This window comes from Sulfurisphaera sp. (assembly GCF_059755235.1).
On the sequence record NZ_DBPRYF010000048.1, the window covers coordinates 86,721 to 101,742 of the forward strand.

Genomic DNA, 15,022 nt, shown 5'->3' on the forward strand with positions numbered 1-15,022 from the left:
TTTTTTGGAAAGGAGGAAAAAGGAGGAGAAGAGAAGAAAAGATGAGGATCTTTTTAAGGTAGTCGATTCAGCTCTAGATAATAGAACTTATTATATTTTATTTCAAATTTCTAGGAAATTAAAAATAAAAAATATATATGGCTCGGTCTCTTCTGGAAAAGAAGCTAAAATTTATCCGGCAGTTACTGAAGATGGAATTTGGTATGCTCTAAAAATATACTATGTTTCAACAGCTTCGAGTAAACGAGCATTGGAAAGATACACTTTTGGAGATCCAAGATTTGATAATATAAAAGTTTCTAACACTAGACAACTAATTAGTGTATGGGCTAGGAAAGAATTCAAAAACTTGAACAGGTTATATCAAAATGATGTTAGAGTTCCTAAACCTTACTATGTTTTGGAAAACGTCCTAGTAATGGATTTCATCGGAGAAAATGGTATTAGGGCTCCATTACTAAAAGAATTACATGATGAGGAAATAAGTCAAGAAATGTATGAAGACATCTTGATTCAAATGGGGAATATGGTAAATAAAGCAGAATTGGTTCATGGAGATTTAAGTGAATATAATATAATGGTATGGAACGAGAAATGTTATATAATAGATGTTAGTCAAGCAGTAGATATCAATCACCCAAACGCACTAGAATTATTAAAGAGAGATATAAATAATATTAACAACTTTTTTGCTAGTAAAGGTATTGAGATAGTTGAAAGTGAGGAAATATTAGGGAGATTGAAGATATATCAAAATGTTGATAAAAAGTGATGTACGTAACTGTTCCAGATGAGAGAATTCATATTGTAAAATCCTTGCTCCCTCGGTTAGAAGAGATTAGTAATACTAAAATCACCCTTGATGAAAAGACTAAATCCATTAATGTTACCCCTACGTATAATAATGCCTACGAAGCGATGAAAGTAGTTTCTGTAATTAAGGCGTTAGGCCTTGGTTTTGAACCAGAAGAAGCAATGAAATTAATGAGAGATGATTATATTTTCGAAGAAATAAACTTGAAAGAAGTGTCCAACAGCCAAGATGACTTAAAAAGAATCAAAGGACGAATAATAGGTGAAGGAGGAAAAACGAAAAAAATAATTCAAGAATATACAGGTGTAAAAATAATAGTAACAGATCATTCCGTCGGAATAATTGGTAATATAGAACAAGTTGATATTGCTAAAAGAGCCATTCAACTAATTATTAAGGGTAAAGAGCACTCAAGCGTATACAAATATTTAGACAAAGCAGAAAGAGATCTGTCCTTATCTAAAGTCAATCAAGTTCTAAAGGAAGGTCTGGATAATACTTAAACTCTCCCCAGAATATTTGCTACTATACGTTTTTATTATTCTTTCATAGCTCAGTAATATTTCTCTTGACCTATCATCACTTAACAATGTTTTTAAATTTTCTATATCGCCATGATATGCATACTTAAAGAAGTTAAGCAGAACCTTCTTTGGAATACTCAGTACTTCCTCTGTACTAAACAAGTGAGGGGAAGGCTTCATCACAAGAGTCAAATGAGTGCCATCTAGCATTGCTATCATTGCTAATTTATGGGCAGAATATTCCTTAGTTGGTGATTTCTTTGACGCCTTCACTTCTATATAATATCTTTGACCGAGCTTTTCTGCCTCTATATCGTGAGTTGGTAAGTCAACATATTTTACATTTTTAAAGTCCATACCCTCAAGCACTCTAATAGCTTTATACTCCATTGCGAAACCTAGAATTATACCTTGTGCTTTTTCAATTGCGTATTCAATATCTTCTTCAGAGAGGCCATATGTAATTTTTAAGTCATCGAGTACTTTCACAGCCTTATATAACAACTTTAAAGTTATAAATTATGCTATATCATTTTATAAATAAAATAGAACATTAACAGGTAATTTTTAGGTTACCTAAACGTTTTCTTCCTTCGTTCCTTATATTCATGATATCTTCTACGCTTCTATTTCTTACCGTATCACCAAATCTTTGGTATAAATCTTTCTCAAAATCGTATTCAGTATAAATTCCCACTTCATTCATTCGTCTGTTAGCATCTTCTAACGAAGTATTATCTTTTATTATATTATAAAGAGGAGAAGTTTTAGCTACTATTTCTGGGTCAAGGAAGAACATTACAGATGATATAGGAGATACTTTAACCTTTCTTAACCCTCCTCTTATTTCAATTTCGCCATAAAGGCCCTTAAAGGCTTCATAAGGAATCCTAGAAGCCTCCGTCTTTACATACGAAAGTATAATTTCAAACTCTTTCTCAATGTCTTTGTCAATCCCCTTCATATCAATGAGGCCATTTCGCCTAGCAACCTCTGAAATCCTCCGAAGTATGTACTCTTGTTCTAGTTCGCCATCACTACCAGTGCCTATGGTAGCTAAAAGCACATCATAACCCATCTTTTTTAGCTCAACTAGTGAGGATAACATAACAAAATCAATCAAGGGGCTACCTAAACCATCTTCACATCCTTTTGCTAGAACATCTCCTCCAGCATCAACGCCAACAATAAGCCTAACATTCATTCTAGAAGAAAAATCAGCTACTTGTTCAGCTACTCTCTTAGAGCCGTCCTTTATACAAATTGAATATCCCTTTTCATATTTAGTGGAATTTAAGAAACGGACAATCTGTGGAATAACTTTCGCACCTTTTCTTATTGCATAAGAGTTTCTATAAACTTCAGTTATTACATTGTTGATAGGTTTTGAATTTACCAGATCTTCTCCGCAAATTGGGCCAGGGAGTGGATCCTCAATATATCTCTCCCATGTTACAGCTCCAACGATACTTGAGTACCCTCTTAGCTCAAGGTACTTTATCGCTATATAAGTAGACGCGACATCTCCCCCACCACCTAAACCAAAAACGAACGCATTCATACTTTTAACCTTTTACACACTTTATACTCCTAAAATTTAAATGATAAGTCTCGATAAGATATACCTTACCACAATATGTATTATCTGATAACTGTCTTTAAACATTAAGACGTGATAGAAAATATATAGTGTTACTAAATGAGTGATGTAGTAGATTACTCTAATTCACACTTAGAATTTCAAGATCTAAAAATAGGAGAAGCAACAGCTCATATAATTGCAGCTGCTTCGATAGTTGAAGAGCTTGAAGGTGACTTGCCCGAAGTGAAAGATACAGTAAGAAGATATGTTGATGCTTGGATATCCTATTTAGTTCCGATTGAATATGTCCCCGGTATGGCTGAGGTAATTGGGAGCAAAATTAATAAAAAATTGACACAAATATTTCCAGAAATCAATGAAGATGAGTTTGCTGAAACATTAGAATTAACAATAGACATGAAAAGAAATTTAGATAACAATCAAATACCAGAATATTATAGAGAGTTTGAAGTTAGAACTGAAAAGATATTAAGGACTCTGGGAATTGATTTAAGTGATATAAAAGCATTTTTAGACGTAGATTTACATAAAAGACTAGTAAGATTAGTTGCTATATTGAGCATAGCTATAGGAATATCTTCTGTGTGGGATCCAAAATGGATAGTGGGATATCAATAACTGCAGAGAAACTAGTTGATATAACTGCCAGAGTAGCCAGCAAAATAAAGGTCGATGATAAAGAGATAGAAAAAACTGTCGGGATCTCATCCTTCCGCATAGCTAAAAATGCTGTTGAAAAAGTGGCTTTTTGGCTTTCTGATTCTAGAAATTCAGTCTTATATTGCAAGATTTGTAATAAAGGACCCTTTACTAAGAGAGGGCTATATTTACATTTAATAAGAATGCATAGAAATGAGATAAAGGCAATGCTTGAAGAAGAACTTAAAAATGAGATAAAGGCAATAGTTTAATTTAAAGTCGAAAGAGCTTTATCTAGATCTTCTATTAGATCATTTACATCTTCTATTCCCACAGATAACCTTAACATTGAATCTGTGATGCCAACTAATTTCCTTTCTTCAGGTGTTAAAGTTCTGTGAGTCATCGTAGCAGGGTGAGAAATAGTAGAATTCACTCCTCCTAAAGTCTGGGCAGGAAGTATTACCTTGACTTTGCTCAATAAAGATAGGGCATCATTCATAGTCCCTTTTATATCAAACGTCACTACTCCTCCAAATCCTTTTAATACACGTTTCGCAACCTCAAAATCGAAATGAGTCTTTAAACCTGGATAGTACACGGCTTTGATTTTATTATGTTCAGAAAGAAATTCTGCGATCTTTTGGGCGTTTGAATTGATTACGTCCATCCTTATCTTTAGAGTCTTCATTCCTCTAATGACTAAATATGCTGCATGAGGATCTAATGAAGTTCCTAATGTCCTTCTCATCAAGTCTATTTTTGTCATTAACTCCTTTGAACCTGCACCTAAACCTGCAATTACATCATTATGACCTGCAATAAACTTTGAAGCACTATGTAAAACTATATCTGCCCCTTGGACGTAAGGTTTTTGATTTATGGGTGTTGAAAAAGTCGCATCAGTTACTAAAATTGATCCGTTCTCTCTACATATCTTCGAAAGGCTTGGTATATCGACGACTCTTACTAAGGGGTTAGAAATAGTTTCCACGTAAACAATATCATATTTCTTACTTTTTGCTTTCTCAAGTATCTCACCTGGATTCGCTATATCTATTTCCATACCTAGAGAACGTAAAAAATCTGTGAAAAACTTGTAAGTCCTTCCAAACATATCCCTGTGAATTAAAATCTTACTACCCGGTCTTGCTAATGTTAAAAAGGTTGAAGAAATTGAACCCATGCCAGAAGAAAATGCAACCCCCATTTCTGCTTCTTCTAGTTCAGTTATTTTCTCTGCTAACTTTAGAACTGTAGGGTTGACCTCTCTGCTATATCTAAATTTTTCGCCTATAGGATAAACATAAGAAGTAGTTTGATAAATTGGAGTTGTTATTGCTCCCGTTTCTTCATCAAATCCTTCTGAAGTAGTTTTAGTCCCTTCTCTCAACCCAAGCACCTCCTGCTACTTTAGCTACTTTATAGATACACTCATAGCCATAAGCTTTACAAACATTAAGTGCCTCCTCAATAATCTTATTTTTATCGGAATATTGATCAGTAAAAACTGCTATAGTAGGACCAGCGCCACTTACACATGCTCCAATAGCATTATGCAGGATAGCAATTTCCTTTATTTTAGGGTAATATGGGAAAAGAGGTTCTCTAGCTTTTTCCACTATATCGTCGTTTAATCCTAATCTAATCAATTCTCTCTCTCCTTTAACAAAACCTAAAATCAGTGAAGACAAATACCTTGAATTAGAAACATACTTAGATATATCTATTTGCTTTGGAACCATCTCTCTTGCTTTTTTAGTCTTTGCTTCAATCTTTACAATCGGAATTAATAATAAGATATCAAAATCTATATTCAATGGAATTTCTTCTATACGAATAGGGTTTGAATTAACAACGCTAACTACTCCTCCTACAAGACTAGCAGATACATTGTCGGGATGAGGGGAGCCGGAGGATGCTATTTCTCCTCTCATAGCGTACTTGACTAAATCTTTTCTACTTAATCCTAAGTTAAATAGTTCATTTGCGCCAAAAACTGCAGCAGATGAAGAAGCACCACTACTCCCAAGGCCTAAACCAGCAGGAATTCCCTTAATTACTTTCACTCTCACTTTAGCTTTTATACCGAAATCTCGTAAAAGCTCGTAAAGGGCAAAACTAGCGGAATTTTTTTCTACTTCTAGAGGAACTCCTTCCCCTTCTACCCTTATACTCAGTTCACTAGAAGATTGAGCTTGCAATTCTAAAGTATCCTCAAAAGCATTATGTGCTAATGCCAATATATCATATCCAGCCCCTAAATTTGCTGAAGACGAAAATGCTTTTACAATCACATCTGATACTATCCAAATAAAATTTTAAGCTTTGACTTATACTCTTCTTTACTTATAATCACTAATTCTTCCTCTTTTATTTCGTTACCTTCGTTGATAATAGTATTAGGTGCAATCACCGTAGCCCTTCCTATAAAATTACTAGCTAAGGACACGTATCGTAGTTTAACTGACGGAGAACTTACTATTTTGCTCAAACCAATCCAATCATGATAGCCTATTACGTTTTTAAATGATCCGTTTTGCAAAACTTTGCGCTTAAAGACATAATCTCCAGAAGCTTGAGGATCATACAGCTTACTTAAAACTATAACATCTCCCAAACCATACTGTAAAGCCTTAATAGCAGCGAAAGATCCTAGTGGTAATTTTCTAAAATTATCAAGTTTTTTCATTATGACTGGTTCTTCCTCTCCAATATAAATAGGTCTAGGATCAAAACGTTTTATGTAAACATAGATCTCCTCACCCTCCTTAAAATCTGTACCAGGTTGAAGACCTATGTAGCCGTCAGCAGAGGAAAATGTACCTATCATATAACTATCGAATGGAACAGCTAATGCATAATATGCTTCCCCTTTCCTAAATAGATACACTGGTGTGTAAGTATAACGATTTTTATCAGCTTTGACACCATTCATAAGAATAGCCTTAACTTTTACGGGGTCTTCAAAATCTTTTCCAGCAAGAATAGATAAGTACTTCAGTATTACTCTCTCAGTAGCCATAACAGTTGAGACTATATTCCCTGGTAAACCTATTACCGGCTTACCGTCTACTATGGCCAAAATCGTGGGCTTTCCAGGCTTAAACTTTAGCCCGTGGACAACGATTCTTCCTTTTTCTTTTATCACTTGATGCACATAATCCTTTTCCCCCGCACTTGTACCTCCAGTAAGAATCACCACATCAGCAATGCTGAGAGCATTTAATAGTTGTCTCTCAATCTCGTCCTTATCATCTCTGGCATGGGAGAAACCTAAAACTTCATATCCTTCCGTTTTTAGTTTAGCGTAAAGATAAAATGCGTTAGATTCGTAGATTTTTCCTCTCTCCAAGGGGTTACCAGGAGGTATAAGCTCGTCCCCTGTAGTTATTATGAAGATTTTTGGTTTTCTAAATACTTTCACTTTATTTATTCCTACTGATGCCAATAAACCTATTTTTTCTGCAGATATTATCTCTCCTTTCCTTAACACCTCAAAACCTTTTGGAATATCACTACCAACCCAGCCAATATTTTCTCCAAAGCTAAGTCTTCTTTCAATTTTTACCTTATTATTTTCTTGTTTAGTCTCTTCAATTTTTATAACACCAGTAGCGTTTTCCGGAATTATTGCTCCAGTATCTACTTCAACTGCTTGATTACCTTGAATTTTCACCTCTTTGTATTCCCCTATTCTTATTTTATCTATAACTGCAAATTCTCCAGGGGTGTTTTCTGAGATAATTGCAAATCCATCAACAGTAGACCTTGAAAAAGGTGGAAGATCGATTTTAGAATAAACGTCCTCTGCAGATACTCTATTAAGAGCATCTAAAAGTTCTACTTCTTCTATTCCTAATGGCTTAGGTAAAGACTCTTTTATATAAAGAGATAAAGCGTCCTCAGCCAATAAAAGAGTTTTATCGTCCAGTATAGCTCTCATGATATAAAAATAAAAAATCGAAACTTATAACTTTACATATTACATGCTTATAAGAGCATTTTTCTGTAACTCATCTAATACCATCAAAATTGGGTCTCGAACTTGCTCGCTCGGGATATTTGCTTCTGTACTAATTTGAGTTACAATCTGATCTACAGTTTTTTCCCCATCACATAATTCCCAAACATAATATGCAATAGGAGCTAATTCGTAAACTTTCTCCTCAGAAATTTTTATAATATAACCTTCTCCATCTTCACTTTTATCTAAAAACTCTCCCACTTTCTGAGGTTTTAGATTCTTTACTTCATCAAAATTCACTCTTCTTCACCACTATCTTCTTCATCAAATCTTGGCCTTCTAGGACCTCTATTCTGTCTTCTTCCTCCTCTGAATGGCCTTCTATATTCACCCGCAGAAGGAGTTTCCTCTGGTATTTGATCTTCTGACGGAATTGAATCATCGCTTACTTCTGAGATCTTAGACTTACTTCCAGCATTTAACTGAACTTTACCCTTGTAGGCAGTAGTCCATGCATTGCCTATTTTAATTACACTCCCTTGCTTTATAGAACCAGCTAGGTTTCCCCATAATGTTAGTTTTACTCTACCAGTATCGTCTCCAACAATAGCTTCGCTTATAGTCCTTGCACCATTCTTTGTTTGTATCACTTTTGCTTCTGAGGCTTCTAAAACTCTTACAGTTACATCTACACTTTCCATACCTGCTTTTAGATTATTTATTTTTTCTTCTACCATTAGACTCGACTCACGAAATTTGTTAATATGTTTATAGTTTCAAAGTATAAAAATTCTTTCATAACGCAAAAATGATTAATGTAGCTTAATGTATTTAAACTAATGGGGCATTATTGTTAAGATTTCTTTTTAAGCTATACAGTTATAATTAAAATGGGAATAAATGTGAGTAGTAACCAACAACAATTATTAGAATACCCTAAAAAGTTTGTTGAGTTACTTTCTGCGCCATTTATAGGTAGAGAAGAAGAAGCTAAAGTGCTAACATTAGCTTTGATTTCAAAAGAGCACGTTATATTAATTGGTGAACCTGGTACTGCAAAATCTGCTCTTGCAAGAAGGGCTGCAGAATTATTAAATGCTAAATTCTTCATGTATCTACTGACGAAATACACGGAACCTGCCGAATTATTTGGAGCTTTGGATATAAATGCATTAAAGCAAGGTATATACAAGAGAATAACGAAAGATAGATTACCAGAAAGTGAAATAGCCTTTCTTGATGAAATATTTAATGCTAACTCTGCGATATTAAACGCATTACTTTCGTTACTTAACGAAAGAGTAATTTATGATGGTTATAACGTTATAAACGTACCTTTAAGGACACTAATATCTGCAAGCAATAGAGTTCCAGATGAGCCAGAACTGGACGCATTATACGATAGACTTCTGTTAAGACATTATGCTAAGCCTATAAGTGAAGATCTATGGAAGGATTTGATTAACTCGGCTTGGGATTATGAATTTTCGAATAAATGGGCTGTGAGAGAACCTGTAATGAGTATAAAGCAATTAGATGAATTGTATGCTCTTATTCCTCAAGTTGACTTATCAGCAATAAAGAGTAAATTATTGAAACTTTATGCAATGCTTGAGGAAAAAGGAATTCATCTGACAGATAGAAGAAAAGGAAAGGTGATGAAAATAGTATCGGCCCATTCAATATTAAATGGAAGATTAAAAGCCATTGAAGAGGACTTGATTGTATTAAAGTATATAGCTCCTAAAGAAATAGATGACTTTGAGAAAGTATCAGCGCTTCTTTCTGAAGAACTAAAGACACCTATAAAGTATATGAAAGAACTAAATGAGATATACTCTAATGTAAAAGAAGCTAGTAAGTATGTAGAAGCAGCAAATGAGTCTGATCCAAGATTGATAGAACTAATAAGAAGTCTTAGGGCTACAAGAGATAGAGTAGTAGCCCTAGGAAGAGAAAGTGGAGACGAAAAAGTAGAGGAATTCTCCAAGGAAGTGATGAAGGAAATAGATGAATTATTAGAAAAAGTAGCTAGAAAATTGGGGATATATACATGAGTGAAGAAAACGACGAAGGTTTTTTAAGAGGAATACAATATACAGACCCCTTGGTTCGTTATCGTGGTGAAAGAATAAGCTATACTATAAAGAAGTTAATTGGAAGAGATTTACAACTAGATGAGAATTTCCTAATTGATACCTACTATATACATTATTTACCTATGCCAATACCTAAAGTAAAAGAGGAGATCCCTAAAGGAAAAGATATTATGCATAAATTCGTAGAAATGATGATAAACTCTCCACTGGTAGAAGAAAATAGAAATTACTCTATGATAAATTCAGCAGTGAGCATGGCACTTTCTGTTAGTTATGTACAGAATCTAGTAGAGGAATTAGAAAGAATAAAAAGAACCTCACAATCACAAGAAGAGAGACAAATGGCAGAACAACTGTTAAATGGACTAATGAAAGGTGGTGGAGGAAAAGAGGGGCAAAAAGAGCAAAATCAGCAAAATAATCAGCAAATGGAAAAATTAATGAAACAAGTAAATGATAAAGCTTTAAGCAAGGCCATAGAAGATTCAGAATCAGTAAGGAATTTACAGAAAATAGTTGGGGGCAATGGAGCAGGGACTGGGTCGATACTTAACTTTGAAGGAGAAATACACGAAGTATTAAGATTAGCAAGAAATACTGAAATAAAGAAGATCCTTGAATTTTTGAGCGGAATGCCAAGACTTGGCAGTTTTACAAAGAAAAAAACAACAAGATTTTCAAGGGGAGAGCTTTATGGTTATGAAGAGGGATCAGATTTAGAAAGGATAGTAAGCTCAGAATTAGCTTTGCCCGAAGAACTATTTTACGTTAAACTAGCAGAATCACAATTATTGCTATATCAAAAAAGAATTAAAGAGGTATTAGGACCTATTTACCTCTTGCTAGATAAATCTGGCAGTATGGATGGAGAAAAGATTATATGGGCTAAAGCTGTAGCATTAGCACTATATAGTAGAGCAAGAAGAGAAAACAGAGATTTCTATGTAAGATTCTTCGATAATATTCCTTATCCATTGATTAAAGTTGCTAAGAATGCTAAGAGTAAAGACGTAGTCAAAATGATTGAGTATATTGGAAAAATAAGAGGTGGAGGAGGAACTGATATAAGTAGATCTGTAATTTCAGCTTGTGAAGATATAAAAGAAGGTCATGTAAAAGGAGTAAGCGAAATAATTCTGTTAACAGATGGAGAAGATAAGATAGCTGAGACTACTGTAAGGAGATCGCTAAAAGAAGCTAACTCAACATTAATAAGCGTAATGATAAGAGGAGATAATGCAGATTTGAGAAGGGTTTCTGATGACTATCTAGTAGTATATAAATTAGATCATGATGATTTACTGAGAGTTGTTGAAGCATAAATAAAGAGGAGGACCCAGTATCATTCCATCCAACTTCGTGGGAGTCTACTGGGCATGGCCACATTATTATAAATCAAATTGAGTAATAAAGTTTTATCAAGGATAAGATATGAAATTTATATATAAGGAAAAAATTATTTATTAGGATTTTTAAGCGAAGACAAATAGTCTTTAATATATTTTAAGTCATTTTCTAATGTATCTGAACTTTCTCTCAACCACAGTAATCCTCCTGCAGCGTCTTCTACTTCTCCCCCAATTTTCAACTGAGCTACTTTATCTTTCCAATTAAACACGTCCTTCGAAATTATAAGGACATATATATCTCCTTCATTCCTCAGATGAATTTTACCCCAAAATGTGTCTCCAACCTTATATTCCACTTCTTTTGCAAAAGGAGGTTTTTCAGGCCTTTCGCTAACGGAATACCATCCTTTTGTGACTGTTCCTCCTACTTTAGTTATAACATCTTGGATTTTATCTTCATACATCATATCACACCCTTTTGAGCTAATACTTGCTTAGCTAAATTGCTTATACCAAGTTCATCAGCTGAGAAACCGAATGCAAGTCCCAATAATTGCGTTATGTAAATCGCTGGTAAAGTCCAACTTATATTAAATTCAGCCTTTATCTTTAATTGTAAGGAATCTAGCTGAAGATGGCATAAACTACATGGATGAACTAATATATCGGCATCTTGGTCCTTGGCACCCTTTAATACACCAAAAGCCATCTTTATACCTACCTGAGGATTACTACCCATTAAGGGAAATCCACAACATGACCTAGCTGCAGGGAATGATATAGGGGTAGCTCCGGTTGCAGCTATAAGATCTTCCATACTATGAGGATTAAATGCAGGTTCAAATCCCATTATTTCTTCAGGTCTAAGCATCTGACAGCCGTAATAGGCTCCTACTTTTAGCCCAGTTAAAGGCTTTTTCACTCTTTCTTTAATTTTTTGAAGCCCAACATCTCTTATTAGAACCCAAACTATATGTTCGGCACTAGCTTTTCCCGAGTAATTTATACTGGTACCCTTTATTCTCTCATCCACTTTCTTTTTCAAATCTTTATTTTCTTTATATTTATGAGTAGCAAGCCTATGGCTATGAAGACATACGCTGCATGGTGTTACCATTTTTTCGTATCCCATTTTTTCAACATTTGATAAGTTTCTCAAATTAAGTGCAACATGCCCTACTTCATCCTTTTCATCATAAAATCCTCCTCCACAACAGTTCCAATCATTAACCTCTACTAATTTCAACCCGAGTGCTTCAAAGACTTTTCTAGTAGCGATATCAACATCTTTTGAAAGACCGTGTGTTGCACAGCCAGGATAATATGCATAACTCATTTATTATCACCTGTTAGAATTTTCCTTATCTCACTTATATTTTCAACTGGTTTCTCTTTTACTAATGCGTATTTTACTTTGCCAGATTGGAACAGATATATGAAGTCCCTAATAGATCCAAGTAGACCGTAAGTGCTGAGATAAACCTTAGCTTCATCTAGTTTCCCGGTTTCTATCAAAGAACTATAGATTGCTTCCACATGTTTCTCTCCAGTCACTATTACAGGTGTTTTTTCTTTTGCAAGTTTTGTGTAAGCCCTTGTCTTTTTAATCGCAGTAACTGGCTCTACATCTCTTGGACATACATTATAACACATGTAACAATAAGTACAACGCCACGCACTATCTGATAATATCTTTAATCTTTCATCAGTAATTGTGTCTCTAGGATCGGCTAAGAACCTATAACCTTTAGCATGTGCAGCAGGTCCTAAGAAATTTGTGTCCATCTTGACGCTAGGACAAGCTGATACACATAACCCACACCAAATACATTGAGCAAATTTCCACAGTTCTCTCTGATCTTCTGGCTTCAATCTATGCTCTGCTTTACCTTCGAGCACTTCTTTATGAGGATATAATCTTGGTTTTACTTTATACATCCTTTGATAAAAATCGTCTAATTCTACAACAAGGTCTTTAACAGGTTTGAAATAATCCATTGGTTCAATTGTTATTACATTAGAACCATATTTCTTTACTGTATCTAAAACTAAAGTTTTACATGCTAGTCTTGGTTCTCCGTTTATTTTCATTCCACAACTTCCGCAAACTGCCATATGACAAGAAGCTCTATATGCTAATGTAGGGTCTTGTTCGCTTTTTATCCTTCTTAGTGCTTCAGTAAATTGAGTAAATCTGTCTACCTTTAATTTATATTCTTGCCAATAAGAACCCTTTTCGGGCGAATATCTTTTTATTTTTAAAATTACCTCTCCTTCTTCATTTTGCAAGGACATTTAATACACCCTCGCTTCAGGTTTCCATTTTGTCATCTTAACTGGCTTATATGTAATTTCAACTGTATTTCCTCTTAAATAAGCTATAGTATGTTTCAGCCAATTCTGGTCGTCTCTTTCTGGGTAATCAAACCTGTAATGAGCGCCTCTGGATTCTTTTCTATTTAAGGCTGAAGTTGCTATCACTAATGCCAAGTCGAGCATATTCCTTAATTCAAGGGCATTATAAAACTCTGTGTTATATACACTACCTTTATCTAAAACATATAATTTCTTAGCCTCATCCCTTAACTTCATAACCTCTGATACTGCAGTTTTCATACCATTTTCATCTCTGAAAACCCCAACATAATCCCACATTATGTCCCTTAATTTTTCTAAAACTTCTCCAAAATGAACACCGCTCTCACTTTTAACAACACCGTATGCTGAATCAACAGCTCTGTCTGCTTCTTTATCTATATCTGACGATGGTTCAGTGTAACTTTTTAAGAATTCAACCACGGCATTTCCAGTTTCTCTTCCGAATACAAGTGTTTCAAGGAGAGAATTCGAACCAAGTCTGTTAGCGCCGTGAACAGAAACGCAAGCAGCTTCTCCAGCGGCAAATAACCCAATTAAATCTGGATTCTTGCCAGTGATATCAACATCAATCCCTCCCATATAGTAATGTTGCGCTGGTCTTACTGGAATCATTTCCTTTGTAGCATCTACTCCTGCAAAGCTTTTAGCAGCCTCATATGCCAGAGCTAGTCTCTCTTTTATATAATCTTCACCAAGATGAGTTAAATCTAAGCCTACATAACCTCCAGGGAATCCTCTTCCTTCTTTAACTTCAGTGAGGATAGCCCTAGAGACTATATCTCTTGGAGCTAAATCTAGCTTTTTAGGGGCATATTTTACCATAAACCTTTCTCCTTTTGCATTCTTTAAAACTGCACCTTCTCCTCTAGCAGCCTCGCTAATTAGAATATCTGATGGATAAAGGGCAGTTGGATGGAACTGAACAAATTCAGGGTCTTTTAAGGAAGCACCAGCTCTTAATGCGATAGCGTAGCCATCACCAGTATTAATGTAACTGTTAGTTGAATGCCTATATAACATCCCCATACCTCCTGCTGCTATAACTACAGCTTTTGCTTTGAAGAATACTGGTAACATATTCCTCATATCAAAAGCAACAACTCCTCTGACTTTTTTATCGTCCTTTACAAGTTCCCATGCAAACCACTCAAAATAGAAATCTACAGTACCTAATCCGGATGTTTTCTCATAAACTGTATGTAGCAGTGCCATTCCAGTTTTGTCTCCAACAAATCTTGTTCTTGGATATGTCTGTCCTCCAAAATATCTTACTGCAACTCTCCCGTCGGGTTGCCTATTAAATAATGTTCCCCATCTTTCCAGAAGTTTTACTATTTCACCTGATTTGTATGCAAGGAGTTCTGCCGCATCTTGATCTACTAAGTAGTCTCCTCCTTTTATTGTATCATATGCCATATAGTCTGGGTTGTCGTTTGGATCTGAGTTATCTTGGATATACGCAGCTATCCCTCCTTCGGCGGCTGATGAGTGAGATCTTGTAGGAAAAACCTTTGAAATTACAGCAACATTATACCCAGCAGATGCTATTTGATGTGCAGCCATTAGTCCCGCTAATCCAGCCCCTACTACAACCGCATCATAAGAAACTTTCTCCACAAACATATCTTCAGTTATTGATTAAAAAACC

17 protein-coding genes are annotated in these 15,022 nt (G+C 35.0%); 6 read left to right on the forward strand and 11 right to left on the reverse strand.

Annotated features, from left to right (window positions below):
• Nucleotides 1-4: 4 nt before the first annotated feature.
• Together AC3OCB_RS09140 and AC3OCB_RS09145 are read left to right on the forward strand one after the other, a co-directional pair.
• Nucleotides 5-772 (forward strand): serine protein kinase RIO, encoded by a 768-nt coding sequence (locus AC3OCB_RS09140; RefSeq protein ID WP_498342126.1) that lies wholly within the window; start codon nucleotides 5-7, stop codon nucleotides 770-772.
• Nucleotides 772-1,317: a KH domain-containing protein gene (locus AC3OCB_RS09145; RefSeq protein ID WP_498342372.1), complete on the forward strand. Its 546-nt coding sequence runs from the start codon at nucleotides 772-774 to the stop codon at nucleotides 1,315-1,317. The genes AC3OCB_RS09140 and AC3OCB_RS09145 overlap by 1 nt, the downstream gene beginning before the upstream one ends.
• Here the strand turns inward: AC3OCB_RS09145 and AC3OCB_RS09150 are convergent.
• Nucleotides 1,291-1,827 carry a hypothetical protein gene (locus AC3OCB_RS09150; protein ID WP_498342128.1) on the reverse strand — a complete coding sequence of 179 codons (537 nt, stop codon included), beginning with the start codon at nucleotides 1,825-1,827 and terminating at the stop codon, nucleotides 1,291-1,293. The genes AC3OCB_RS09145 and AC3OCB_RS09150 overlap by 27 nt on opposite strands.
• A 64-nt stretch (nucleotides 1,828-1,891) precedes the next feature.
• Entirely contained in the window at nucleotides 1,892-2,899 is a 1,008-nt protein-coding gene (locus tag AC3OCB_RS09155; RefSeq protein WP_498342129.1) for a DUF1152 domain-containing protein, read from the reverse strand.
• A 138-nt stretch (nucleotides 2,900-3,037) separates the two neighbouring features.
• Between AC3OCB_RS09155 and AC3OCB_RS09160 the strand changes: the two genes are divergently transcribed.
• Entirely contained in the window at nucleotides 3,038-3,559 is a 522-nt protein-coding gene (locus tag AC3OCB_RS09160; RefSeq protein WP_498342130.1) for a hypothetical protein, read from the forward strand.
• Nucleotides 3,538-3,852 carry a hypothetical protein gene (locus tag AC3OCB_RS09165; protein ID WP_498342131.1) on the forward strand — a complete coding sequence of 105 codons (315 nt, stop codon included), beginning with the start codon at nucleotides 3,538-3,540 and terminating at the stop codon, nucleotides 3,850-3,852. The genes AC3OCB_RS09160 and AC3OCB_RS09165 overlap by 22 nt, the downstream gene beginning before the upstream one ends.
• Here AC3OCB_RS09165 and AC3OCB_RS09170 read toward each other — a convergent pair.
• Genes AC3OCB_RS09170 through AC3OCB_RS09190 form a run of 5 tightly spaced genes read right to left on the reverse strand, consistent with a single transcriptional unit; the run spans nucleotide 3,849 to nucleotide 8,284 of the window.
• Nucleotides 3,849-4,973: an aminotransferase class I/II-fold pyridoxal phosphate-dependent enzyme gene (locus AC3OCB_RS09170; RefSeq protein ID WP_498342132.1), complete on the reverse strand. Its 1,125-nt coding sequence runs from the start codon at nucleotides 4,971-4,973 to the stop codon at nucleotides 3,849-3,851. The two genes, AC3OCB_RS09165 and AC3OCB_RS09170, sit on opposite strands and share 4 nt — an antisense overlap.
• Nucleotides 4,957-5,877, reverse strand: a complete 921-nt coding sequence (locus AC3OCB_RS09175; protein WP_498342133.1) for a homoserine kinase — start codon at nucleotides 5,875-5,877, stop codon at nucleotides 4,957-4,959. The genes AC3OCB_RS09170 and AC3OCB_RS09175 overlap by 17 nt, the downstream gene beginning before the upstream one ends.
• An 8-nt stretch (nucleotides 5,878-5,885) precedes the next feature.
• Entirely contained in the window at nucleotides 5,886-7,526 is a 1,641-nt protein-coding gene (locus AC3OCB_RS09180) for a molybdopterin-binding protein (protein WP_498342134.1), read from the reverse strand.
• A gap of 39 nt (nucleotides 7,527-7,565) precedes the next feature.
• Nucleotides 7,566-7,847: a PqqD family protein gene (locus AC3OCB_RS09185; RefSeq protein ID WP_498342135.1), complete on the reverse strand. Its 282-nt coding sequence runs from the start codon at nucleotides 7,845-7,847 to the stop codon at nucleotides 7,566-7,568.
• Entirely contained in the window at nucleotides 7,844-8,284 is a 441-nt protein-coding gene (locus AC3OCB_RS09190; protein ID WP_498342136.1) for a single-stranded DNA-binding protein, read from the reverse strand. The genes AC3OCB_RS09185 and AC3OCB_RS09190 overlap by 4 nt, the downstream gene beginning before the upstream one ends.
• A 153-nt stretch (nucleotides 8,285-8,437) precedes the next feature.
• Here AC3OCB_RS09190 and AC3OCB_RS09195 point away from each other — a divergent pair, with 153 nt between their 5' ends.
• The gene (locus AC3OCB_RS09195; protein WP_498342137.1) at nucleotides 8,438-9,604 is read left to right on the forward strand and encodes an AAA family ATPase; all 1,167 of its coding nucleotides are present in this window, start codon (nucleotides 8,438-8,440) and stop codon (nucleotides 9,602-9,604) included.
• Entirely contained in the window at nucleotides 9,601-10,968 is a 1,368-nt protein-coding gene (locus AC3OCB_RS09200; protein ID WP_498342138.1) for a vWA domain-containing protein, read from the forward strand. Before AC3OCB_RS09195 ends, AC3OCB_RS09200 begins: the two co-directional genes overlap by 4 nt.
• Nucleotides 10,969-11,102: 134 nt before the next feature.
• On the opposite strand, the gene AC3OCB_RS09205 is transcribed toward AC3OCB_RS09200, so the two are convergent.
• From AC3OCB_RS09205 to AC3OCB_RS09220, 4 genes are read right to left on the reverse strand one after another with little or no spacing between them, the layout of a single operon-like run.
• On the reverse strand, nucleotides 11,103-11,459 hold the full coding sequence (locus AC3OCB_RS09205) for a succinate dehydrogenase (RefSeq protein WP_498342140.1): 357 nt from the start codon (nucleotides 11,457-11,459) through the stop codon (nucleotides 11,103-11,105).
• Entirely contained in the window at nucleotides 11,459-12,331 is an 873-nt protein-coding gene (locus tag AC3OCB_RS09210) for a CoB--CoM heterodisulfide reductase iron-sulfur subunit B family protein (RefSeq protein WP_498342141.1), read from the reverse strand. The genes AC3OCB_RS09205 and AC3OCB_RS09210 overlap by 1 nt, the downstream gene beginning before the upstream one ends.
• Nucleotides 12,328-13,290, reverse strand: a complete 963-nt coding sequence (locus tag AC3OCB_RS09215; protein ID WP_498342142.1) for a succinate dehydrogenase/fumarate reductase iron-sulfur subunit — start codon at nucleotides 13,288-13,290, stop codon at nucleotides 12,328-12,330. Before AC3OCB_RS09215 ends, AC3OCB_RS09210 begins: the two co-directional genes overlap by 4 nt.
• Entirely contained in the window at nucleotides 13,291-14,991 is a 1,701-nt protein-coding gene (locus AC3OCB_RS09220) for a succinate dehydrogenase flavoprotein subunit (RefSeq protein WP_498342143.1), read from the reverse strand.
• Nucleotides 14,992-15,022 lie beyond the last annotated feature (31 nt).

Excerpts from the sequence above, each read along its gene's own strand:
- AC3OCB_RS09215 (WP_498342142.1), bottom strand. The coding sequence starts at position 13,290 with ATGTCCTTGCAAAATGAAGAAGGAGAGGTAATTTTAAAAATAAAAAGA.
- AC3OCB_RS09210 (WP_498342141.1), bottom strand. The coding sequence starts at position 12,331 with ATGAGTTATGCATATTATCCTGGCTGTGCAACACACGGTCTTTCAAAA.
- AC3OCB_RS09195 (WP_498342137.1), top strand. The coding sequence starts at position 8,438 with ATGGGAATAAATGTGAGTAGTAACCAACAACAATTATTAGAATACCCT.
- AC3OCB_RS09155 (WP_498342129.1), bottom strand. The coding sequence starts at position 2,899 with ATGAATGCGTTCGTTTTTGGTTTAGGTGGTGGGGGAGATGTCGCGTCT.
- AC3OCB_RS09200 (WP_498342138.1), top strand. The coding sequence starts at position 9,601 with ATGAGTGAAGAAAACGACGAAGGTTTTTTAAGAGGAATACAATATACA.
- AC3OCB_RS09165 (WP_498342131.1), top strand. The coding sequence starts at position 3,538 with ATGGATAGTGGGATATCAATAACTGCAGAGAAACTAGTTGATATAACT.
- AC3OCB_RS09205 (WP_498342140.1), bottom strand. The coding sequence starts at position 11,459 with ATGTATGAAGATAAAATCCAAGATGTTATAACTAAAGTAGGAGGAACA.
- AC3OCB_RS09160 (WP_498342130.1), top strand. The coding sequence starts at position 3,038 with ATGAGTGATGTAGTAGATTACTCTAATTCACACTTAGAATTTCAAGAT.
- AC3OCB_RS09190 (WP_498342136.1), bottom strand. The coding sequence starts at position 8,284 with ATGGTAGAAGAAAAAATAAATAATCTAAAAGCAGGTATGGAAAGTGTA.
- AC3OCB_RS09145 (WP_498342372.1), top strand. The coding sequence starts at position 772 with ATGTACGTAACTGTTCCAGATGAGAGAATTCATATTGTAAAATCCTTG.
- AC3OCB_RS09180 (WP_498342134.1), bottom strand. The coding sequence starts at position 7,526 with ATGAGAGCTATACTGGACGATAAAACTCTTTTATTGGCTGAGGACGCT.